The following is a 22,107-nucleotide window of genomic DNA, read 5'->3' as shown; positions in this document are numbered from 1 at the left end:
TTAATGGCATTAAACATATTTTTCCATCGCAGCAATGACTGCTTGTCCCGGAATGATTTTGGCTTTATTACGGATAAGGATGGCTTCCAGCGCAGCAAGCGTGGTTAATACCGCTTCTTGACGTGCGTTGTAGCCCATAGTGCCGATGCGCCAGATTTTGCCGTCCAATGGACCAAATGACGTGCCAATCTCAATACCAAAGCTATTAAGCAGCTCCTGACGTACTTTATTGCCGTCCACTTCTTTAGGAATGTAGACACCCACAACGTTGTTCATTTTGTACTTCTGGTTACCAAACAGCTCTAATCCCATCGCTTGCAGACCACACGCCATTGCATCACCCGCTTGCTTGTGGCGAGCAATCACGTTATCCGCGCCTTCTTCAAGGTAGATGCGTGCACATTCACGCGCCGCGTAAAGCATACTGGTTGCTTCGGTGTGGTGGTTAAGACGCTCTGGTCCCCAGTAATCCATGATCATCGACAAATCGAAGTAGTTCGAACGAATGATCTCTTCTTCACCCGCCGTGTGGTGATCAGCGCGAATACCTGCTTCAACGTGTTTACGACGATTGATCAGTTCGGCACATTGATCGCTTAACGTAATTGGAGAACTACCAGAAGGACCGCCAAGACATTTTTGTAAACCGGCTGAAACGGCATCAAGATTCCATTCGTCGACTTTAAGTGCATTACCTGCAATCGATGCTGTTGCATCACAGTAGAACAACACGCCATGACGTTTACAGATTTCACCGAACTCTGCCAGTGGCTGGTTCATGGTTGTTGAAGTGTCACCTTGTACCGTCGCCAGTAGCTTTGGCTGGAATTCTTTGATCGCTTTTTCAACCAGTTCCGGTGGACACACTTCGCCCCACTCAACGTCAATGGTTTTGACTTTTGCGCCAACACGATTCGCGATTTCACTCAACAGGTGGCCAAAACGGCCAATAATTGGGATAAGTACTTTATCACCCGGCTTAATCACTGAGACAAGTACTGCTTCGATACCTGAACGTGCCGTACCGTCAACCAGCATGGTTTGTTGGTTTTGCGTTTCGAATACACCACGATACAGCGACTGAACTTGCGTCATGTAGCCCGTCATAACCGGATCATATTGACCGATTAAAGCCTGTGAAATGGCTTGGTGCACACGTGGATAGGCATTAATTGGGCCAGGACCCATCAACAAACGTTGTGGTGGGTTCAAAGTTTCAAATAGCGTTTGAGTTGTCATTATCTCTCTCCTAAAAATATATCGCCATCGCTGCGAGGGTCACTCGTTGCGTCTGCCTGTCCTTGCTGATCCAGGGTTATTGCTCCCGCGTGTCCCATCAGCTCACTCAGGTTTTCAACCTGAGTCACTTGGTGGCCCATCTGCGTTAATGTTTGCCCGTATTCGCTGTACAAGTCTTCTTCAAGTCGTAAATTGTTTGTCGCATCACCCCATGTTCTGCCCAACAGCCATCGAGGCATCGACACGGCTTGTTGCAGAGACATGTTTTGATAAATGTGTCGGCTGAATAAACAAGCCTGAGTTTGCGGTTGCCCTTCTCCGCCCATCGTTCCGTACACGATGCGTCGGCCATCTTTAAGCTCAGCATAAGCTGGGTTCAGTGTGTGGAACGGCTTTTTGCCAGGTACTAAAGCATTGTGATGTTCGCTATCTAGCGAGAAGCTTTTGCCTCTGACGTTCCACATAATTCCGGTCGATGGAAGTACAACGCCTGAGCCAAACTCCCAGTAAACACTCTGAATAAAACTCACCATTGTGCCGTATTGGTCAGTTGCGCCCATCCAGATGGTGTCGCCCGGTTTTGCCTGATAAGGCCATGGCTGAGCTTGGGTTAATGAGATACGCTCTGCGCACTCTGCCACCACACTTTCATCTAAGTACTCTTGCAGTGGCTTGTTTAAAAAGCGTTCATCGGTAACGACTTTGTCGCGAATAATAAATGCTTGCTTCGTCGCTTCGACGAGTAAATGAATATGATCTAGCTCTGAGTTTGCTTGCGATGCTAAGCGATCGTATATCGCTAAAATTAATAACGATGCCAATCCCTGCGTCGGTGCACCTAGGTTATAAAGCTGACCTTTTGAGGTCTCAACGTTTAGTGGAGTCGTAACCAATGCCTGATGCTGATGAAAATCTTCAATCGTTAGCGGACTTCCCACCTCTTGAAGCTCTTTTGCTGCCAGTTCTGCGATCTCACCTCGGTAAAAGTCATCCAACCCTACCTCGGCCAATCTTTCCAGCGTTTTTGCCAGCGCCGGGTTTGACACCGTTTCGCCAAGTTTTAACGTTTCACCGTTATCAAAGAACAAACGGCTGAATTCGGCTTCATCTTTTAAGCGCTCAAAGGTTTTTACACTCGCATCGACAAGGCTTTGAGTGACTTCAATGCCGTTTCGTGCAGCGTCAATAGAAGGTTGTAACAGAGTGCTTAAAGGCAGTTTGCCACCGTCAATTTCCAGCGCTTTTTGCCAACCTGCTACTGTGCCAGCCATGGTAATAGACGCTTCGCCACCTTTTTCAGGCAGCTCGGTGCCCAATGCGCGGTAGTAATCTGGGTCGATGGATAATGCCGCTGCTCCGCATGCATCTATGGCAACTGGTGCTTCTCCCGGCTTACTGATTAACCAAAATCCGTCACCGCCAATGCTGTTCATATGAGGGTATTGCACCGCAATCATTGACGCAGCCGCGACCATCGCTTCAGCAGCCGTTCCGCCTTGTTCTAAGATTTGTTTTCCCACTTCCGTTGCTTTGTGATGCGGGGCGGTAAATGCGGTTTGAAACACCATTAAGACTCTCCTTTGATTAAAGACGACGCTGTCGCAATCAGATCGTATTCGCTGTTAGCAGACCCAAGTAACGACACACCACAAGGTCCATTTGTTACGTTATTCATTGGGATATGAAGTTGAGGGAATCCACTTAAACCCGCGAGACTGGTTAGCCCCATAAGATCAGAGCGATATTCCGCTAAGTCTGCATCTGGAGTCGTGAGCTTAGGTGATTTTCCTGGGGTGGTCGGTAATACCCACAACGTATCCTTGTCCGCAAGTTGCTCAGCTAGCCAGCTGGTAAACTTCGCTTGTTGTTCTTTCCCTTTACGATAATCTTGAGCCGAAATGGTACGCGCCCATACAACTCGTTCTTGTATTGCTGGTGCCAGCGTATGTTGCCACTCATCAAGCCATGAATTGTGGCGGTCAATAATTTCGTAACCTTGGATGGTTCGGAATAATGCGCTTAATTCGCCAAGGTCATAGCCTGCGTCTTGCAGAGCATTGCTGTATTCAAGCTGAATATTTGCACTGTCAGCCCACTGCTTCAGTTCCTCTAGGCGCTCACTTCCCAGAGTTTTTGACAAGCTTTGATCCAAAATCAGGGTTTTCGCGACAGTTTGAGCCTGAGTTTCGGGGCCAAGACATGCATACACGTTTTCCAGCGTTGATAGGTCTCTGCTGAATACACCTGCGGTATCGAAGCTTTCAGCCAGTGTGAAACTGCTTTCTAGTGACAACTGACCCAATGTTGGGCGTAAGCCGAAAAGGCCGCAGTAACTCGCGGGTACACGAACCGAACCACCAGTATCTGTTCCGATAGAAAAATCAACGTCACCTTTTGCTACCGCGACAGCACTGCCACTTGAAGAACCACCGGGTAAACAATCAGGCGCGAGCGGATTAACCGGAGTACCATAGTGAACATTAATACCATTCAGGCTGTAAGCTAGCTCATCCGTTTGAACTCGGCCTTTGCACTCTGCTCCTGCATTTAAAAGCGAGATGATGAGTGGCGAAGTACTTTCTGCTTTGCTGTGAGTCTCTAGCCACTTAGGGTTTCCTGCTCCGGTGACATATCCCTCTACGTCAAAGAGATCTTTAAAGACAAAACTCAATCCATTCAGTGAGCCTTGCTTTAAAGCCGGTAGGTAATCAGGTCCTTGGGTACAATAAATACGTTGATCGATTTCCATTCTTTCTTCTCATTCCTTTGAAGTAAACAAGCAACCACTAGTTGAGTTACTTGTTTACTTTATCTTTAAGTTGGCGATTTAATTCAATTTAAAGCCACGCATAAAGTTGTTTATTGTTGCTTTGCTAAAGCTGCCTTTGATACCCAAAACAATTTCTTTTGCATCAACTGTTTGTACACGATTGCTGAAACGAAACCACCGATAAACAACGCGTAGTTCGCTAATTCCGTGACAAAGAAGGTTGCAATAATGGCAGCGACACTTGCGATTACTAGCGCATAAACACTGTTCATGTTAACGCCGTTTTTGTACCAGTACTGACCTTGTGGCGATTCAGTGTAAAGCGATGGGACATCGATTTGTCCTTTCTTCACAATGAAGTAGTCAACAATGATGATGCCGTATAGTGGACCAATCATCGCGGCTAAAACGTCAACCGTGTAGTGAATCACTTCTGGGTTGTTAAACAGGTTCCAAGGAGTCAGTAGGATTGAACCAAACGCTGCGATGAAACCACCCATTTTAAAGCTGATTTTCTGTGGTGACACATTCGAGAAGTCAAACGCTGGTGCAACAAAGTTAGCCACGATGTTGATGCCGACTGTCGCGAAAATAAAGGTCAATGCACCAAGAACAGTGATTAAGCCAGAATCAAGGCGTTTAACTGTTTCAACCGGGTCAACAATCATCTCTCCGAAAACTGGAATCGATGCTGACACAATAACCACACTGAACAAAGAGAACACAATAAAGTTCAGTGGCAGACCTAACAAGTTACCAAGTTTCAAGTCTTTGTAGCTTGTACAGTAACGAGAGAAGTCACTAAAGTTAAGTGTTGGACCCGCAAAGTAACCTGCAACCAGTGCTGTAGCGATGATCATCTGAATGATTGCTTCAGAACCAACCAGTGTTTCTTTACCTAGGTTAAAGCTGATGTTCTCCCAACCTGCCAGATTGATCATGTATGCACAAAGAGCAAACATAGCAATGTAAATCGCAGGGCCAGACCAATCAATCACTTTACGAATCATGTCCATACCGAACATAAATACGATTGCTTGCAGTACCCACATTGAGCTAAAGCCAACCCAACCTAAGTAAGATAAACCTAGGAACGAGTCATTTGCTAAACTCTCCATCGATGGGAAGAAGTACAGCAGCAAGATAATGAACGAACTTGATGCTAAGTAAGTTTGAATACCGTACCAAACGACAGCAATAATGCCTCGAATTACAGCTGGAATATTCGCACCAAACACACCAAACGACATACGAGCGACGACAGGGAACGGTACGCCCGCTTTTTGTCCTGGCTTACCCATCAAGTTGGCAAATACTAATACAATTGATATCCCCGCTAACAAGCTGATGAAGACTTGGATACCATTCAATCCAAGCGCAAACAAACTCGCTGCAAATACATATCCCCCTACACTGTGCACGTCTGACATCCAAAAAGCGAAGATGCTATACCAGCCCCACTTCTGTTCCTTCTCGGGTGCTAGATCCTCGTTGCTTAGCCTTGGGCTAACAGGTAATTCCTTTTTCATGTGCTTATCTCTATTACTAATTGTATACAATCTCAAATACAATTAGCGTGCCAATTCTGAAAACCCCCGCCATACAACGAATTGGTGAAACTTGCCCTATGAAATCGCCCTTATAGCGCACCAGATTTGACCATAGTGCACATATTTGGTGCCACAAGCAGTCCGTATATACTCAACTCACCTGTCCTTTTGGTCAAGTAATTTGAATAGGCAATCACTATAGACACTAGAATTGGCAAAGATTTAAATTAAGATTGTATACAATGATGCATGCGAGATTGTTTAGTGGTATACATATTGCTTTATTGGGTTGGATAAAAAATTTGGATCGATTACCTATGTCAAACGATGAAAAGATCTATCAACAAATATTGAAGGCGATTGTTGAACACAAACTTGAGCCCGGAGAGCGTCTTCCAGAAGACAAACTCTCAGAAGCTTTTGGCGTGAGCCGAACTGGCATTCGTAAAGTGTTGCAACGATTAGCGCTTGAACGATTTGTGGTTATTCAACCGAATAAAGGCGCCCACGTGAACAGCCCTAGCAAACAGGAAGCTGAAGAGGTGCTGAACAGCCGAATTTTACTTGAGCCACTGCTGATTACCGACATTCTTCGTAACTGGGACGAAAAGCAGTCTAATTATTTGCGATCCATTGTTACTCAGGAAGATAAAGCGACCCAACATGGTGATTTAGCCGAATCTATCCAGCTGACAGCTAAGTTTCACTATGAACTGGCCAAACAGTCGGGAAATTCCGTATTGGCCGAATTTGTTGAACAGCTTTGTTACCGCTCTTCACTGGTCATCGCCGCGTACGGCTCAAAACATAGCGTAAGCTGCGATTGTGGCTCTCACTCAGAACTTATCGATCTGCTCGACAACTTTCAGGATGAAAAAGCTCAGCAATGGATGAAGCATCACTTGGTCGTGATCAAATCGTCATTGGAGTTGGAATCGAAATCTAAAGAGCCGGTTAATTTTCATAAACTTTTTTGCGAAACGGACTAATACAAAATGAAAATCAATTTGATCAACCCTAATACTTGTCAGGGAATGACAGACAAAATTGCGATCAGCGCACAAACCGTTGCCTTACCTGGCACGGAAATCATCGCGTCTTCACCAGTTAACGGTCCGGAAAGCATTGAATGTGCATTTGACGAAACGCTCGCTGCTGCAGCGCTCCTTGATGTGATTCGCACTGGCGAAGAGCAAGGTGTCGATGCACACATTATCGCCTGCTTCGGTGATCCTGCTCTTGACGCAGCACGTGAGATTGCAACCAAGCCAGTGATTGGTATCGCAGGTGCAGCGTTCCAACTCGCAAGCTTGGTGTCTTACCGCTTTGGCGTCGTCACTACAATGACCAGAACACTACCAGCAAGTGAACACCTTCTTCAAAGATACGGTTACCACCACTTGTGCAGCGGTGTTCGAGCGACAGATATTCCGGTATTGGAACTTGAATCTCTAAGTATGGACACTTATCAGCTACTTGCTGAAGAATGCCGTAAAGCAATCAAAGAAGACGGTGCCGAAGCCATCGTACTCGGTTGTGCTGGCATGTCTGACTTAGCCAACGAGCTTTCAGAAGAACTGAATGTACCTGTGATCGATGGTGTTGCTGCGGCAGTGAAACTTGCTGAGTCACTGCACCAACTCAACTTAGTGACATCGAAAAGTGGCCAATACGGGGCACCGTTGGTGAAGCCAATCCACGGAATTTTCAAGCACTGGTCACAGTAAAAGTCACCACATACCCATCCTGCTTTTTAGAAGAATATTTATATCAAGGTTTACTTTATGGAAGAAAATAACCCTCGCGATTATATCGGTTACGGAAGAGATAACATCCCTCACGCTAACTGGCCTAATAACGCTAAGATTGCCGTGCAATTTGTCCTGAACTATGAAGAAGGCGGGGAAAATTGCGTGCTTCACGGTGACGAGCATTCAGAAACATTCCTATCTGAAATCGCGGGTGCGGAAGCGTATAAAGACCGACACATGAGCATGGAGTCACTGTATGAATACGGGTCCCGTGTTGGTGTGTGGCGTATCTTAAACGAGTTTAAACGTCGTGAACTTCCGCTAACCGTGTTTGGCGTTGCCACTGCACTGCAGCGTAACCCAGAAGTCACCAAAGCGATCATTGAAGAAGGTCATGAAATTGCCTGTCACGGTCTCAAATGGCTGCACTATCAGAACACACCAATTGACGTTGAACGCGAGCATATGATTCAAGCACTGGATATCATCGAAGAACTGACAGGCACTCGCCCAGTTGGTTGGTATACCGGACGTGATTCACCGAATACACGTGAACTTGTCGCAGAGCAAGACGGCCTGCTTTACGATTCGGACTATTACGGCGATGATCTGCCTTTCTGGACACAAGTATCAGACAAAAATAACGCAGGCAGCACCCGACCACACCTTGTGGTTCCGTATACATTAGACACCAACGACATGCGTTTCTCCTCCCCTTACGGTTTTAGCCACGGTGACGAGTTTTTCGAATATCTGAAAGATCACTTTGATTGCTTGTACGAAGAAGGGGCTGAAACCCCTAAAATGATGTCGGTCGGTCTGCACTGTCGCGTGGTTGGTAAGCCAGGTCGCTTCAAAGCGTTAAAACGTTTCTTGGACTACGTTCAGTCTCATGATGCAGTTTGGGTAGCAACCCGTGAAGACATAGCAAGACACTGGATTGAAAACCATCCACCAGCGTAATTGACTTTTGACCAAATAAGTATCAAAAAGAGCGAGAATTATTTCGCTAGCCACTCAGTTCATCGAGAGCTTTACATCACTCTCGATGACTCTTTCTGTTGCACTGCCTTCACTTATTTTTGAGCATTCCCTTTATCACGTTGCTAATGAACGAAACGCAGACAAAAGCTCGGAGCAGACATACTTGAGCAAGAGGTCAGTTTCATTCTCGCAGGATAGATTCAAGTGCAGTTTGGTTGTGTTGCCCTTACCTGTCACCTCAACCAACAACTTTCTCTCGTCACCGCTCAACGGGATATTGAACAATCTCAATAGCGATTCCGCTTGGCCCGAGGCGTTCTCAAATTCTAGATCGTGCTGATACTCGAGAAATACCTCTTCACCTTGCACGACACAAGAATACTGCCCCGGTTGAAGATAAGTGCCAAGCTGATATTCAAGGTTTGCCATGTGCTCTGCCACGGTAGAAAGACGATTGTTTAGTTTACTTAACATATTGCCACCTTTGTTTCGCTCACCTCAGTACATTAAAGCTCATAAGAAGCTTCTCAAGGTGGATTTTGCTCAAAACTTTAATGATCCCTTAAGCTTTAGTGCAAACGAACCAATTTGTGCAGTGAAAACTGCTAGTAATAAAAATCACACCAAATTATTCATCCAGCTAATTACACCAATACCTGTTAAACCCGTTGATATGTGACCTAAGCGTCGGATTTTCGTCTTGCAAACCACTAAACTATATGCACCCCCAACAATAAGAAACGTAATTACAATGAAAAATCTTATTTATGACACACTAGTTAGCCTTGCAAACCAGGAACCAGAACAACACGCCAAAATCCGTCAAGACTTATACGAGCAGCTCGATCTGCCATTCGATAAGCAGCTGATTTTGTATACGTGTGCACTTGGTCCGGCAAGCTCTGGTAAACTCGACAACAGCGAGGCGCTTAACAACACGGTAGAGAGCGTCATCAAATTACTGGAAACTCCTGAACGGTAATTTTCGTTGTCTTGTTTAAGGTCCGCATCTCAACCGGGCCTTTTTTGAATTCTGCTTTTTCAATGTAAAACCGCTCAACAGCCAACCCGTCATCACCCCTTTTGTTTAGCCCAATACATCTAAGCCCCACAAAGAATTTGTTTAACTTGCACAGCAATCCAATTAAATCTAGCTAAACTAAGTTTTAACCGAGAGTGAGAAACCTATGTTAGATAGCTGTCTTGAGTACCTGTGCGAACGCATGAATCAGTCAATAAACTCTGCTTTTGATCTGTCAGACAACCTAGTCATTGTGGCTTCCCCTTCTGATATTAATAAGCAAAGTAATGGCTCTAATGAAAATAAAGTGCTTATTTTTATTAGCGGTCTGGAAAAAGATCCCTTTTCCAAGGGAGGAAATATCGCCGCTTTCCAGCCCACTTCTCGATCCGCAATATCGAACAAGCCTCTATTTTTAGCGGTTTCCGTGGTGGTAGCTGCAAACTTCTCTGCATCCAATTACACCGATGGCTTAAAAATATTGTCTCATTTGCTGGCCTTTTTTAATCGAAACCCGTTATTCAATCGACAGAACTCCCCCGACATGCCTGAGTTTGTCGAACAAATCGCGATGGAAATGGCGACTCTCACAGAAGCAAACTTGAGCCACATGTGGAGCATGCTTGGTTCCCATTACCTGCCTTCATGCGTCTATCAGGTACGTGTTGCGATCCCGAACAGCGAAGCGATATTGCTACAATCTGGGCCGTTAAATTTCGTCAAATCTAACTTAAAAAAACGGGAGCAATAATGTCGAATTACGTTCCCTATATCGCACTTTCGGTCAATCATGAGTACTTTTCTAACAGCCGTATGAGCGTACCTGTTGATGTGGTTCCGACAAACGATACGATTCAATGGCTAAAGCATCACTACATGTTTTTAAAGCCTACAATTGGTGGGGTATATGTTGTTGCAGACATAGACATGCTGAAAGAGATCTCTCCACCTGACTCTCCTGCGTTATTGCAATTTAAAGTATTCAGTAAAGACCCTCTATTTCGTAATTATACCGATATTCCATTGTCCACACCGATGTCGGTTGCACTATTCGAGATGCATTTAGGTAGTGAGTCGCCTCTTTCGGTGTCTCCCAAACAATGGTTGACCGCTGAAGATATTATCAGCGGTGATCAATACGCTGCTATTTCAGAATTTGAATTAAGTCAAAACCTTGTCGGAATAATAAATCTGACAATTAATGACGACTATTTTTATAATGAAAACAGACAAGTAATATTAAATTACAGCCACACTTACGCTTATTGGCAGTATTATTTTTTTACCAACAATGAGTCGAAGGAATATCAAATTATCGACTCCAACGGCGAACTTACATTTAAAAGTATCGGGATACAGCATCTCAATCATAAGCCTTGCCTAGTATTCCGCTCCAATACCTCGCTGCCCGTTTTGCACCGTTCTGATTTGACACTTCAACTCAAAGCCAACCATAAAATCATTTACCGTCGTCTCGCCTCCGCCAGCCCCGCTCACATTGAAATTGAAACAGTCGATAATCAACCTCAACGACTGTGCCATATTTTTTTGGCCTAGCGATAAAAACTGTTTTTAAATTGAAAACAGTGATTTACATTCCAAATAAATCTTAATGATACAAAAATCAGTTTGCACATCTAATATTAATTTAAATGCAGTGCATTTTGTTTACTACATTATTTATTAGTAACTGCCTCGCTATGACAGCAGTACTGGGTGAAGTATTACTCTGCTAATCGCGAGCATTTGGTAACCATTCAATTCTCACTTAAAGGATTTAACTATGGTTGTAATGAAAACACCGGGCGTTTACATAGTTGAGAAAAATGCCTTCCCCAATTCTGTTGTCGAGGTCGCTACTGCTGTGCCAGCGTTTATTGGCTATACAGAGAAAGCTGAAAATGGCGGAAAATCGCTGAGTAAAGTACCCTGGCGCATCACTTCGATGTCAGAGTTTCGCCAGTACTTCGGTGGCGCGCCGTTACCAACCTTTGAGATCAGTGAAGCTGGTGATGATGCGAGTGCCGCGGTCGCTTTCAGCCAACAAGGTACGGCTTATCAGATAAAGCAATCGAATACACGCTATACGCTCTATCACAATATGCTATTTTTCTTTCAAAATGGCGGTGGGCCTTGCTATATCGTGTCAGTTGGAGGCTATAGTGATGACCTCGACCCAGGCGTTTTAAAAGGGGGAATTGACCCGCTGATTAAAGAGCCTGAGGCTACCATGCTCGTGATCCCTGAAAGTGTGCAACTGGCAGAAGATGCGTGCATTAATGTCCAGCAAGCCATGCTTGGTCATTGTGGTGGTAAGATGAAAAATAGAGTCGCGATACTCGATATCTGGGAAGGATTTAAAGATCGTCAGGATCCAAGTGGTGACTGTATAGAAAACTTCCGTTCTAAACTTGGTATTAATTATCTGGATTATTCCTCGGCTTACTACCCTTGGCTCAATACTTCCATCGTTCAAGACAGTGATGTTAACTTCCATAACATTAGCAACTTAGATAAGCTTTCTGAATTACTCACCAATGAAGTCAACGAGGCATTCAAAGATCTTGATGGCCTTTCCGATGATGAGCTAAACAGCGGCAGTAATAAACTTCGTGTTACTCGTAAACAGCAAATGCTTGATGAAATTGCCAAGCTCGCGACAGACTTACCTGATCAAGAACAGGTACTGCTTAATAAGGTACTACAAACCATCAGCCCGCTTTACCAAACCATCATGAAGGAAGTGAAGCACCAACAGAACATACTTCCTCCAGCGGCGGCAATGGCTGGTATCTATACCATGGTCGATAATTCAAGAGGGGTCTGGAAAGCACCTGCTAACGTCAGCCTAAACGCCGTTGTCTCTCCAACGGTTAATATCAGCGATGACGAACAAGAAGATCTCAACGTTACTACTCAAGGTAAATCCATTAACGCGATTCGACCATTTGTTGGTGAAGGCACCTTAGTTTGGGGTGGACGCACACTTGATGGTAACAGCCTTGACTGGCGATACATTAACGTTCGTCGAACCATGATTATGCTTGAAGAATCTATCAAACTTGCCTCAAAGGCTTATGTTTTTGAGCCGAACGTCTCTAGCACCTGGGTATCGATGGAAAGCATGATTGGTAACTTCCTATACGGCATTTGGAAACGTGGCGGTCTGGCGGGGGCATCCCCTGGCGAGGCATACAGCGTTAGCGTCGGGCTGGGTAAAACAATGACCGGCGACGATATTCTAGAAGGTATTTTGAGAATTACAGTGTTGGTAGCCATTAGTCGTCCGGCTGAATTCATTGAGATTACCTTCCAGCAAAAAATGCAAGAATCATAATTACTTAGTACTCAAAAGCGCAGAAGGCTTTTAGCCGTAGTCCTTCGTAACTTTATGAACGAATTGTAGAAAGGAGACTACCATGGCAGATGATGGTTCAGCTCAATCAGAAACCGTATGGCCGATGCCCAAATTCCATTTTGAAGTCAAATGGGATGGTGGTGCTGGTGCCGACGCAAGTATGGTCGCCGCATTCCAGGAAGTATCGGGTCTGGATACCGAAGCCCAACCAATTGAATACCGCTCAGGCAACAGCAAAGTGTTCTCGACGATCAAGATGCCGGGGCTAGTGAAAACCAGTAACGTCACTTTGAAAAAAGGCATTTTTAAGAGTGATAACAAGTTCTATGACTGGTTTAGTAAGATCCAAATGAACACCATTGCTCGAACCGCCGTCACCATAAACTTACTTGATCAAGATAGTGGTGTGGTGATGAGCTGGAAGCTTAAAAATGCGTGGCCAACAAAAGTAACAGGCACCGACTTGAAATCCGACGGTAATGAGGTTGCCGTAGAAACCATAGAACTGGCACATGAAGGGTTAGAAATCACAACCTCATAGTGCAACTCATTGGCTTGGTTATCGTGCTTGATGCGTTAACCAAGCCAGTTTGTGGCATACAAAGCGTTATTGGAGATCAGAGCTTATGGCAGATGAATGGCCCCTACCCGCGTTTTACTTCAGCGTAGTGATCGGTAACAACCAAGATGATTCTGCTTTTCAGGAAATCTCTGGTTTAGAAGCTCAAATAGATACTGAAGACTATCAGGAAGGCGGCAATAATCTGGTCTATCACCTACCTAAAGTGATCAAACACTCTAACCTGACGCTAAAGCGAGGTATCGCTGATTCCAGTTCGGCATTGGTGAAATGGTGTCAGGACACGCTTGAAGCACAACTTTCCAAAGCAATCGTCCCAAAAACGGTCTCGGTCCGATTGCTTGATGAAAAAGGCTCTCCATGCCGGGTATGGGTGCTCTATAACGCCTACCCCGTTAAATGGCGAGTTGAAGGGTTCAACTCGACGAAAAATGACGTTGCGATTGAAGAAGTTGAAATCTGTTACAGCAGAGCAAGCCGCACAAAATAGCCGTTCAAGAGGTGACTAACGTATGCCCATAGAAATCAAACAAATGTCGATTCGTTCCAATGTCACGACTGAAGAAAAAGAATCATCGAAACAAAAAAAGGAGCACCAATGTGACGGCGCGGATAAAGGCACAGGAGCTCTCTCCGAAGTTTCTTCTCAACACACGGCGCAATTCCAAACCATAAAATGGATGCACCGTAAACTCCAGCAAGAAAACAGAGAGCGCTAAGCATGGTCGATAAGCTAAAAATTGAGTCGATTGCAGCTTCCGGTAATACCGCAACCACCTTTAATGCCATGCTTAATCCAAATTCCATCAAGCAGGATTACGGCATTGGCTATACCGATGACCCTTGCAAACACCGACAATCTCAGGGCGATATAGCGCCGACAGTGCAGTTTCAGGGATACCAAAGTGAGAAACTCAGTTTTGAAATAATGATCGATGCGACGGGTGTGGTTGAGTATAAAAAAGGAAAGTCCGTTCAAGACCAGTTGACTCTGCTTCGGAAAGTGATCTACGACTATAATGGAAAGCAGCACGAACCGAACCCTGTCAAAATCAGTTGGGGTACGGCGCTTAGCTTTCGCGGACGCCTCACGTCCATGTCTGTCTCTTACGTACTTTTTGATTCAAGTGGTGTTCCTTTACGCGCAACCGCTACCCTAGACTTTACTCAATTTCTCACTGAGCAAGAGAAAGAAGCACTTGCCAAAAAGTCCTCCCCCGATCTGACACATCATGTCGTTTTTAAAGCGGGTGACACCTTACCGGGACTTTGCCATCAAATTTACAAAGACAGCTCCTACTATTCCAAAGTGGCGGCATACAACCAATTACCCAGTGTGCGAAACATTGCCCCTGGGACCAAGCTCTACTTTCCACCTCTGAGCTAAAAGTGAGGCGACATGGCAGCATCTCCCACCGAGACCAATAGTGACATTGTCACGTTAAGCATCAAATCAAATGGCAATGTCATTGAGAGTTCAATTGGCATTATCTCGGTCAATGTTTTTTATCAGGTAAACCATATTGCCTATGCAGAGCTTGAGATCCGTGACGGAGACATCGCTGATCAAACTTTTGAAGTCAGCTCAGGAAACACATTTAAGCCAGGGTCAACGATCACTATCGATGCCGGCTACGGTACGGAAGACGAAACCATCTTCGAAGGCGTGGTGACCAATCATGCTATTCGCATCAGCGAAAACAACCAAACCACACTCAATGTGACTTGCAAAGATCAAGCGGTCGCCATGACGATAGCGAGAAAAAGCCAATGCTATTTGAAGCAAAAAGACAGCGACATCATAAATTCTCTTATTAGCAACTACTCAAGTATCACGGCTGACAGCGTAGACAGTACGTCTGTTGAACACGATGAACTGGTTCAGTTTAACTGCAGTGACTGGGACTTTATGCTGACTCGTGCTGAAGCAAATGGCTTGGTGGTAGCAAACCAGCAAAACAAACTTTCGGTAGAGGCTCCTTCCGTCAGTGATCCTGCGGCACTTGTCGTTACCTACGGAACTGACCTGATCAATTTCTGTGCGGAAGTCGACGCACGTTATCAATTTAGTAGTGTAACCAGTACCGCCTGGGACCCAAGTACACAGGCAATGCTATCACAACAATCTGCAGCGACCGAGATTAGTAATCAGGGGAATTTATCAGCCAGCGAACTGGCAAACGTGCTAGGTATTAGTGAATATCGAATACAAACCTCAGCCTGTTACACCCAGGACAGCCTGACCAACTGGGCAAAAGGACAACGTGCGAAGTCGATGCTTGCCAAAGTACGTGGCACTGTCACGTTTCAAGGTAATGCAAAGGCGCAAATTAATAGTCTTATCGAGTTAGCAGGCGTTGGCGATCGATTCAACGGCTCTCATTATATCGGCGCGGCACATCACAGAATCGAGCAAGGTCAGTGGCTAACGACCGTTGACTTGGGGCTTGCTCCGGTATGGTCTGCAGAGCATCGTGACCTCGGTGCCCCACCCGCCTCGGGATGGCTTCCTCCCGTGGACGGTTTACAGATCGGCGTAGTAACTCAGCTCAATGAAGACCCAGAAACCCAATATCGAATCAAAGTAAAAGTACCCGCATTAGGTGATACCAATAACGAGGTTTGGGCAAGGCTTTCCAGTTACTACGCGACTAACGAAAGTGGCAGCTTTTTTATTCCAGAAATCGACGATGAGGTCGTGCTCGGTTACCTCAACCAAGATCCCGGCCAGCCAATCATTCTCGGCAGTTTGTACAGCAGTAAAAAAGCGATGCCCTATGAGCTCACCCAAGAGAACTACACCAAAGCGATAGTGACTAAAAACAAACTCAAAATAGAGTTCGACGATGACAAAAAGGTCATCACCATCACTACGCCCGGTGAAAATTCGATCACCATTAGTGACGATGAAAAGTCCATTACGCTCGCCGATCAAAACAGCAACACCGTCACTTTAGACGACAGTGGAATCACGTTGGATTCCCCTAAAGACATAACCATATCGGCGGGCGGAAACATTTCGCTGAAATCAACCGGTGATACCAGTATCGAAGCGACGGGAGACACCAATATAAAGGGAATGAACGTTTCAGCAGACGCCACCACTTCGTTAACCGCCAAAGGCTCTGCCAGTGCAGAACTGTCTGCTTCAGGGAATACAACCATTAAAGGCGCAATCGTCAATATCAATTAACGACTGATTTAAAGAGGACATCAACATGCCACCAGCAGCAAGAATTACCGATATGCACGTATGTCCAATGGCCACGCCAGGCGTTCCTCCCGTTCCCCATGTCGGAGGTCCGGTGATTGGGCCTGGCGTACCCACGGTGTTGATCGGGAAAATACCCGCCTCGGTCGTTGGTGATTCATGCACATGTGTCGGCCCCCCATCCACCATAATAAAGGGTTCGGCGACCGTGATGATTGGCGGAAAACCAGCAGCACGAATTGGTGACAGCACAAACCACGGTGGCAATGTTGCGATGGGTTGCTTCACAGTGATCATTGGCGGTTAGTTTTCAATGTAAAGGGACTGGATTATGGACAGAGACAATGGATTCTTGGGGACTGGTTGGGCGTTTCCTCCAACCTTTACCTCCGACAACTGCTCGGTCGAACTGTGCAGTAACGAAAAAGACATCAAACAGAGCCTTGCGATCCTCCTCTCTACCTCACCCGGCGAACGCTTAATGCACCCTGAGTTTGGGTGCCGAATTAACCGTTTTGTTTTTGCTGAACTAACAAAAACAACATTGACTGAAATGGAATACGAGATTAGGCAGTCGATATTGCTGTTTGAATCACGTATTGACCTGGATTCGTTAACGCTGACGCCCGTTCCGCTAAACGGGAAAATAATGATTGAGCTTGATTATCAGATAGTCACTACCAACACGCGAGACAACATGGTGTATCCGTTTTATCTGCAAGAAGGCACCCTGGTTAGCCCTGATCTTCTGCCTGATCTCGGTTCGGGAGATGCTTTATGACGCAACAAAACGAACGAGGTAACGTTGCACTTAGCCCTCACTTCTTTCAGCCCTACGAGCTCAGCTTCGAACAGCTAATCCTATGGGCGAAAAAGTTTGCCGAGCTTGTCCCTTATATGGATGAGAACACGCAGGTAAAAGGGAATTGGAGTGCGATGTTTGAACAAAATGAATTGGTGGTTTGCGCTGCAATACTAAGCATGGATGAAGCAGCATTAAAACGTCAGTTCAAACAATCACAATGTCTGGATGAAGAGCATACGCTAGAATTTATTCTTCACCTTTTTACTGTGTTAAACAGCTGGTACCGACACTTACCGAGCACACCAGAAATAAGCTATGAGTTAAAACTTCGCCTGCTCAACCGCTATCAGGCTCAACTTAATGCTCCATTACAACAACTATTTAATTGCACGCCCAAAAACCTCATCAATAAATACGAGCATCTCGACCCTTTGTGGAAACTATCTGATTCATCCCAGAGCGAAAAACAAGCGGCTCAATTAACCAACATCAAAGAGGAAGCACAACATTGTCTGTCTAAGATTCTGGTGTTGATTGAGTCCTTAAAGCAAGACTGTCATGATACGTTCGAACAATCTCTGCATCATGGTGAGCACCCTCCACAGCTTGCTCTGTTTCTCAGCTTTTTAAAACTGTTTAAGCGCGCTCAAAACAAGATCAATCAGTTTACTCATAAACATCTGTTGTTCTACTACCAAGACGTTTTGAACCAGTATCCGCAAAGTGCAGAGGAAGCGCCTGTCTTTCTCAAATTATCTCAAGGTAAGGCGAGCAAGACGCCCGTGATCATCAACAAAGGGCAAGCCTTCACTCCCGGCAATACAGCAACGTTTGAGCCGATAGAATTTCGCACCAACTACGCTATGTCAGTGACCGATGCGGAAGTGAAAAAGGCGTTCGGTTTTACACTTCGCCGTGATCCTCTGATTTCTCCAGAGAAAGAGCTCGGCTTTAATTCTGGTATTAGTCGTCAGAAAGTTGAGCTCGATCCGATGCAGACAGGTGCTCAAAGTGACAATACCCAAGCTTTCAAGATGTTTGGTAGCCACCAGATTGATGATGACAGCCTTGAGAAGCATCTTGGACTGGTGATTTCAGATCCAATACTCTCTTTGGCTGAAGGTCATCGAGAGCTCACTTTGCAATTTCAACTTCAAGAAGTGGGCAATGGCATTGTGTATCAAAGATTATCTCAGCTCTATATCGAACATGATCAGGAACACTCGCAAGAGTCCAGTAAGTTGAGAGATGCGCTTGAAGCCGTTGTTAATGAAATCGTTTTATTGCAAGTGCCTGTGATTGGAAATTGGCTGTACGAAATACAAAGCAAAGCGCTTGTCGACAAAGTTGACGATGATAGGATTTTGCAGTTGGCCGACAGAGAGCCGACTCAGCAACTTCGCGCGGTGTATCGTGGTGTATTACTCGCGCTGCTAGAGGAAGTCGCGTCAAAACCCACCCAAAATCTCCACGCCATGGAGCAAAAAGAGCGATTTTTCCGCGTGCTTGGACAGTTAGTCTCACGTTACGCATTAAATCACGTTGAGTGGCTATCAGAAGAAGACATTAACAAGATCAGTTCCCTCACTGACTACCTGAAAAAAGAAAATGTGCTGGACGACGCGGAAAAAGGCACCGTCAACCTCCTGCTTGGCTACTCCCGTATTCAAACCTTTTACCAGTTATTTGAAGATATATTTGATGTCGCCATTTCCACTGAAGAAGGATGGCAGCTCGTCGATTGTGCTCAGATCATTCCGATTGAAAATAACAGCGACTTTACCATGGGGTTTGGTCTGAATATCCGGCTTGAACCGGGTTTCCCCGCGACAAAAGTGCCTACCTCAGCCATTCACAACTCGAAATGGAATTTTACTGCGCCAGCATTAAAGCTGTGCTTAAAAGCGCAGAGTAATTGCTTCCCCTACACTATCTTCCGCGATTTTGAATTCGCCCAGCTTTTGATGGAATGCCGTGTAAAAGGAGCAACACAAGTACAGCTGTTTAATCAGGATGGTCAGGCCGATCCAAGCCGGCCCTTCTTGCCACTGGGAGCCCAACCCAAAGATGGCTCCTATTTGGTTGTCGCAAGCAAAGAATTCGCCATCAAGCATCTCAAGCAGCTCAGTTATCACCTCGACTGGTCTGGATTACCACAGGGAAGTGATGGGTTCCGTGACCACTACAATGAGTATCCTTTCCCTTATCGAAACCATAGTTTCAAAGTGGTAACTGAAGTACTGAATAACGGGCGCTGGGATACGACAGATGATGGCCCACAAAGTTTGTTTTCACCGCAAGAAGGCGCATTGGATCGCGAGAATATTTTAACGTTTGGCAATATTAGTAACAGCTATACGCCAACGACTCAAACGTGGCCCCAGACACCATACAGCCCTCAGTCAAATATTCGTAATGGTCTGTTTAAGATCACCCTGGTGACACCTATGGATGCTTTTGGGCACGATCAATATGGATTGCTTTTGAGTAAGACACTGACAGCGAATGCGAAATCGAAAAAACAGCAATCTTTGCCAAAAGCGCCATACACCCCGATGTTAAACCGTCTGTCGATTAACTACGTAGCCAGACACAAAGTCGAGCTGGGTGATATGACGACTAAAACCCAGTGTCGAATGATCCACCTCCACCCATTTGGTGAAGTGGAAATCTATCCACGAAACGAAAAACACAAGTTCGCTTATCCTCGCATCCTGGCGCACTACAAAGAAGACAGTCACTTGTTTATCGGCTTAACGGCGTCAGAGCTCTCCGGCTACCTCAATCTTTATTTTCTGCTTGGTGATAAAGCAAAGATGCTGACGCCTTATCCGTCTACGGAATATCAGTGGTATTACCTTGTGGGCGAACAATGGGTCGAGCTTCCGGCAAAACACATTATTCATGACACAACGCACCGATTTTTGACGTCCGGCATCATCACGTTGGATATTCCGGATGCCATCAATACCGAGCACAATATTATGCCGTCGGATTTATATTGGCTTAGAGTCAGTACAAACCAAGGCATTGATCAATATCCAAAATGTTACCAAATTGCAACGCACGTCATTCAAGTGGAAGGCGGACGAAATGCAGAACCGCAAACACCACCCTTTGCGTCCTGGCAGTGTCTGAATAAGCCTGCGAATCTGGGTGCCATTACGCAACTCACTCCGATACAACAATTAAAACCAGATGAGAACTTTGATCATTGGGTCACGAGAACCAGTGAGCATTTACGACATAAAGGAAAAGCAATAACCCCATGGGACTATGAGCGTCTGGTGTTGGAACAGTTTCCGGATATCGACGCCGTAAACTGTTTCGCAGCTAAGCAATTTGACTCTAACTCGCACCAACCCGGGCATATTTTGCTCACGGTTATTCCGGTTCACAACGACTGCAATCACACCCCGTGTCAGCAGCGTTACATTGACTCAACCACGCTTATCGCAATACGTGATTACCTCAGTACTATTGCCCGCGCCCACACTCAAATTGATGTCCGCAACCCCGGATATGAAACGCTACAAGTTCGCTGTTCTGTAACGTTCACTGAAGGTACCCACCATGGATTAGCGTTACGTCAGTTGGAGTACGCCATCATGCAGACGCTTTGCCCCTGGAACAGCGAAGGTATGAACATGGGTTTGGGATGGCAGTTATCGCTGTCAAAATTAGCCGCATTCATCGGTAAACAAAAGCAGGTGACCAGCGTCAGTGGTCTGTCGGTACTTAAAATAAGCCATCACTCAACCAACAAGTATCACTTACAAGACAGCGCACGAACTGAAGAACCCATTGGCGCAGAACTTCCATGGTATTTACTGGTGCCATCTCAGCACCATTTCATCACCATTGCGCCCAAGCATCAGCAAGCGGCACCGGTTCCTGCCGGTGTAGGAGACCTTGTTATCGGCGAAGAGTTCATCATCAACACTCAGCCCCAATCATCACATAACGGTGAAGAGACTCCTGTTCAGTATCATAAGGGGACGGATTAACTATGCCAAAACGCAATAGAAGTACACTCAAAAACTTTTTCCAACCCGGCAATATGCCCTCTGCGGAGCATTTCGCGGACTTGATCGACTCCTGCGTCAATCAGGTTGAGGATGGATTTGAGAAACCGCCTGCAACTGGCTTGCAATTAACCGCTTTAGATCAGGAGCACTTGCTGAGTTTTTATCAGCAAAGTGATCGCAATACTGCTCTTTGGCACGTAGGTTTAGCCGCGAAGACCACCAACTTGCATTTTAAGGCTAACCCACTCGCCAATGTTACGGATTCAGATGAGGATGACGCTCCCGAAACCAATTTGACGCTCACTCCGAGTGGTAATGTCGGGATAAAAACCGAAACGCCAGAACACGAGCTCGATGTAAAAGGCACCGTTTCTTCACAAGGCCGACGCGGAACAGAAACGGTCGACGCTCTGATTCCTGCTGACGGAAAATGGCACGACATCACGGAAACATTAGAGGGTTGCCAAATGCTTGAAGTGGTCGCGGGCATCGGCATCCGACACACTGGCCGATATGCGATGCTCCACGCGGTCGCCATTAATACATGCGCGCCGAATCACTGGTGGTGGCAATGGCGCAGAAAAAATCCAATAAAGGCGCAACACGCATTCTTTCGCTCTCCTGCAGACAAGTTAAAACTGAGGTGGCTGCATGAAACTGAAAAAGGCACGAAGCGACCTTATCGACTGCAAATTCGAACCAACACCAGTTATGGAGATAACCGATATATCCGCTATCACATCACGAAATTATGGGATGACGACTACATGACCAATTGCGAGATTGTCCAAGAGGATAAACAGGCCTGAT

General features: G+C 45.7%; 21 protein-coding genes. 16 read left to right on the top strand and 5 right to left on the bottom strand.

Annotated features, from left to right (window positions below; all coding sequences use genetic code 11):
* Window positions 1–9: 9 nt before the first annotated feature.
* From DBX26_RS06925 to DBX26_RS06910, 4 genes are all read right to left on the bottom strand, one after another.
* Complete coding sequence (locus DBX26_RS06925; RefSeq protein WP_118118436.1) at window positions 10–1,239, bottom strand: alanine--glyoxylate aminotransferase family protein; 1,230 nt, start codon at window positions 1,237–1,239, stop codon at window positions 10–12.
* Window positions 1,239–2,804, bottom strand: a complete 1,566-nt coding sequence (locus DBX26_RS06920; RefSeq protein ID WP_174234196.1) for a gamma-glutamyltransferase family protein — start codon at window positions 2,802–2,804, stop codon at window positions 1,239–1,241. Before DBX26_RS06920 ends, DBX26_RS06925 begins: the two co-directional genes overlap by 1 nt.
* Window positions 2,805–2,806: 2 nt before the next feature.
* A complete protein-coding gene (locus DBX26_RS06915; protein ID WP_118118432.1) occupies window positions 2,807–3,988 on the bottom strand; it encodes an amidase in 1,182 nt (393 codons plus the stop codon).
* 110 nt (window positions 3,989–4,098) lie between these two features.
* Window positions 4,099–5,538, bottom strand: coding sequence for an NCS1 family nucleobase:cation symporter-1 (locus tag DBX26_RS06910; RefSeq protein WP_020333204.1), 1,440 nt, complete (start codon window positions 5,536–5,538; stop codon window positions 4,099–4,101).
* Window positions 5,539–5,876: 338 nt separating this feature from the next.
* On the opposite strand from DBX26_RS06910, the gene DBX26_RS06905 reads away from it, so the two are divergent.
* Genes DBX26_RS06905 through puuE form a run of 3 tightly spaced genes read left to right on the top strand, consistent with a single transcriptional unit; the run spans window position 5,877 to window position 8,273 of the window.
* Complete coding sequence (locus DBX26_RS06905) at window positions 5,877–6,548, top strand: GntR family transcriptional regulator (RefSeq protein ID WP_014231715.1); 672 nt, start codon at window positions 5,877–5,879, stop codon at window positions 6,546–6,548.
* Between the two features lie 6 nt (window positions 6,549–6,554).
* Window positions 6,555–7,286, top strand: a complete 732-nt coding sequence (locus tag DBX26_RS06900) for an aspartate/glutamate racemase family protein (protein ID WP_014231714.1) — start codon at window positions 6,555–6,557, stop codon at window positions 7,284–7,286.
* 57 nt (window positions 7,287–7,343) lie between these two features.
* Complete coding sequence (gene puuE, locus DBX26_RS06895; protein WP_118118430.1) at window positions 7,344–8,273, top strand: allantoinase PuuE; 930 nt, start codon at window positions 7,344–7,346, stop codon at window positions 8,271–8,273.
* Between the two features lie 135 nt (window positions 8,274–8,408).
* On the opposite strand, the gene DBX26_RS06890 is transcribed toward puuE, so the two are convergent.
* Entirely contained in the window at window positions 8,409–8,768 is a 360-nt protein-coding gene (locus tag DBX26_RS06890; RefSeq protein ID WP_118118428.1) for a hypothetical protein, read from the bottom strand.
* A gap of 277 nt (window positions 8,769–9,045) precedes the next feature.
* Between DBX26_RS06890 and DBX26_RS06885 the strand changes: the two genes are divergently transcribed.
* The 13 genes from DBX26_RS06885 to DBX26_RS06825 all read left to right on the top strand — a co-directional run bounded on the left by DBX26_RS06885 (window position 9,046) and on the right by DBX26_RS06825 (window position 22,106).
* Window positions 9,046–9,276: a PAS factor family protein gene (locus tag DBX26_RS06885; RefSeq protein WP_020333201.1), complete on the top strand. Its 231-nt coding sequence runs from the start codon at window positions 9,046–9,048 to the stop codon at window positions 9,274–9,276.
* Window positions 9,277–9,481: 205 nt separating this feature from the next.
* Complete coding sequence (locus DBX26_RS06880; RefSeq protein WP_118118426.1) at window positions 9,482–10,066, top strand: DUF4255 domain-containing protein; 585 nt, start codon at window positions 9,482–9,484, stop codon at window positions 10,064–10,066.
* Window positions 10,066–10,872 carry a hypothetical protein gene (locus DBX26_RS06875; RefSeq protein ID WP_118118424.1) on the top strand — a complete coding sequence of 269 codons (807 nt, stop codon included), beginning with the start codon at window positions 10,066–10,068 and terminating at the stop codon, window positions 10,870–10,872. Before DBX26_RS06880 ends, DBX26_RS06875 begins: the two co-directional genes overlap by 1 nt.
* Window positions 10,873–11,098: 226 nt before the next feature.
* The gene (locus DBX26_RS06870) at window positions 11,099–12,652 is read left to right on the top strand and encodes a phage tail sheath C-terminal domain-containing protein (RefSeq protein ID WP_014231708.1); all 1,554 of its coding nucleotides are present in this window, start codon (window positions 11,099–11,101) and stop codon (window positions 12,650–12,652) included.
* 82 nt (window positions 12,653–12,734) lie between these two features.
* The gene (locus DBX26_RS06865; protein WP_118118422.1) at window positions 12,735–13,214 is read left to right on the top strand and encodes a phage tail protein; all 480 of its coding nucleotides are present in this window, start codon (window positions 12,735–12,737) and stop codon (window positions 13,212–13,214) included.
* 85 nt (window positions 13,215–13,299) lie between these two features.
* Window positions 13,300–13,743 (top strand): phage tail protein, encoded by a 444-nt coding sequence (locus DBX26_RS06860; protein WP_014231706.1) that lies wholly within the window; start codon window positions 13,300–13,302, stop codon window positions 13,741–13,743.
* Window positions 13,744–13,765: 22 nt separating this feature from the next.
* Window positions 13,766–13,972: a hypothetical protein gene (locus DBX26_RS06855; RefSeq protein WP_065296771.1), complete on the top strand. Its 207-nt coding sequence runs from the start codon at window positions 13,766–13,768 to the stop codon at window positions 13,970–13,972.
* A 2-nt stretch (window positions 13,973–13,974) separates the two neighbouring features.
* Window positions 13,975–14,640 (top strand): peptidoglycan-binding protein, encoded by a 666-nt coding sequence (locus DBX26_RS06850; protein WP_065296770.1) that lies wholly within the window; start codon window positions 13,975–13,977, stop codon window positions 14,638–14,640.
* Between the two features lie 12 nt (window positions 14,641–14,652).
* Entirely contained in the window at window positions 14,653–16,446 is a 1,794-nt protein-coding gene (gene vgrG / locus DBX26_RS06845; RefSeq protein WP_118118420.1) for a type VI secretion system tip protein VgrG, read from the top strand.
* 25 nt (window positions 16,447–16,471) lie between these two features.
* Window positions 16,472–16,771 (top strand): PAAR domain-containing protein, encoded by a 300-nt coding sequence (locus tag DBX26_RS06840; RefSeq protein ID WP_014231703.1) that lies wholly within the window; start codon window positions 16,472–16,474, stop codon window positions 16,769–16,771.
* Between the two features lie 24 nt (window positions 16,772–16,795).
* Window positions 16,796–17,245 (top strand): GPW/gp25 family protein, encoded by a 450-nt coding sequence (locus tag DBX26_RS06835; protein ID WP_020333193.1) that lies wholly within the window; start codon window positions 16,796–16,798, stop codon window positions 17,243–17,245.
* Window positions 17,242–21,276, top strand: a complete 4,035-nt coding sequence (locus DBX26_RS06830) for a hypothetical protein (RefSeq protein ID WP_118118419.1) — start codon at window positions 17,242–17,244, stop codon at window positions 21,274–21,276. The genes DBX26_RS06835 and DBX26_RS06830 overlap by 4 nt, the downstream gene beginning before the upstream one ends.
* Before the next feature lie 2 nt (window positions 21,277–21,278).
* Window positions 21,279–22,106 carry a hypothetical protein gene (locus tag DBX26_RS06825; RefSeq protein WP_118118417.1) on the top strand — a complete coding sequence of 276 codons (828 nt, stop codon included), beginning with the start codon at window positions 21,279–21,281 and terminating at the stop codon, window positions 22,104–22,106.
* Window position 22,107: the final 1 nt, after the last annotated feature.

It is taken from the genome of Vibrio sp. dhg (assembly GCF_003443775.1).
Classification (GTDB): domain Bacteria; phylum Pseudomonadota; class Gammaproteobacteria; order Enterobacterales; family Vibrionaceae; genus Vibrio; species Vibrio natriegens.
The sequence above is the reverse complement of the archived record's forward strand: the minus strand, read 5'-3'. Positions and strand labels throughout refer to the sequence as shown.

Bases quoted from the DNA above. Each gene is read 5' to 3' on its own strand.
- DBX26_RS06865 (WP_118118422.1), top strand. From the start codon at position 12,735: ATGGCAGATGATGGTTCAGCTCAATCAGAAACCGTATGGCCGATGCCC.
- puuE (WP_118118430.1), top strand. From the start codon at position 7,344: ATGGAAGAAAATAACCCTCGCGATTATATCGGTTACGGAAGAGATAAC.
- DBX26_RS06835 (WP_020333193.1), top strand. From the start codon at position 16,796: ATGGACAGAGACAATGGATTCTTGGGGACTGGTTGGGCGTTTCCTCCA.
- DBX26_RS06875 (WP_118118424.1), top strand. From the start codon at position 10,066: ATGTCGAATTACGTTCCCTATATCGCACTTTCGGTCAATCATGAGTAC.
- DBX26_RS06885 (WP_020333201.1), top strand. From the start codon at position 9,046: ATGAAAAATCTTATTTATGACACACTAGTTAGCCTTGCAAACCAGGAA.
- DBX26_RS06855 (WP_065296771.1), top strand. From the start codon at position 13,766: ATGCCCATAGAAATCAAACAAATGTCGATTCGTTCCAATGTCACGACT.
- DBX26_RS06860 (WP_014231706.1), top strand. From the start codon at position 13,300: ATGGCAGATGAATGGCCCCTACCCGCGTTTTACTTCAGCGTAGTGATC.
- DBX26_RS06830 (WP_118118419.1), top strand. From the start codon at position 17,242: ATGACGCAACAAAACGAACGAGGTAACGTTGCACTTAGCCCTCACTTC.
- DBX26_RS06825 (WP_118118417.1), top strand. From the start codon at position 21,279: ATGCCAAAACGCAATAGAAGTACACTCAAAAACTTTTTCCAACCCGGC.
- DBX26_RS06870 (WP_014231708.1), top strand. From the start codon at position 11,099: ATGGTTGTAATGAAAACACCGGGCGTTTACATAGTTGAGAAAAATGCC.
- DBX26_RS06890 (WP_118118428.1), bottom strand. From the start codon at position 8,768: ATGTTAAGTAAACTAAACAATCGTCTTTCTACCGTGGCAGAGCACATG.
- DBX26_RS06850 (WP_065296770.1), top strand. From the start codon at position 13,975: ATGGTCGATAAGCTAAAAATTGAGTCGATTGCAGCTTCCGGTAATACC.
- DBX26_RS06915 (WP_118118432.1), bottom strand. From the start codon at position 3,988: ATGGAAATCGATCAACGTATTTATTGTACCCAAGGACCTGATTACCTA.
- DBX26_RS06910 (WP_020333204.1), bottom strand. From the start codon at position 5,538: ATGAAAAAGGAATTACCTGTTAGCCCAAGGCTAAGCAACGAGGATCTA.
- DBX26_RS06840 (WP_014231703.1), top strand. From the start codon at position 16,472: ATGCCACCAGCAGCAAGAATTACCGATATGCACGTATGTCCAATGGCC.
- DBX26_RS06925 (WP_118118436.1), bottom strand. From the start codon at position 1,239: ATGACAACTCAAACGCTATTTGAAACTTTGAACCCACCACAACGTTTG.
- DBX26_RS06900 (WP_014231714.1), top strand. From the start codon at position 6,555: ATGAAAATCAATTTGATCAACCCTAATACTTGTCAGGGAATGACAGAC.
- DBX26_RS06880 (WP_118118426.1), top strand. From the start codon at position 9,482: ATGTTAGATAGCTGTCTTGAGTACCTGTGCGAACGCATGAATCAGTCA.
- DBX26_RS06905 (WP_014231715.1), top strand. From the start codon at position 5,877: ATGTCAAACGATGAAAAGATCTATCAACAAATATTGAAGGCGATTGTT.
- vgrG (WP_118118420.1), top strand. From the start codon at position 14,653: ATGGCAGCATCTCCCACCGAGACCAATAGTGACATTGTCACGTTAAGC.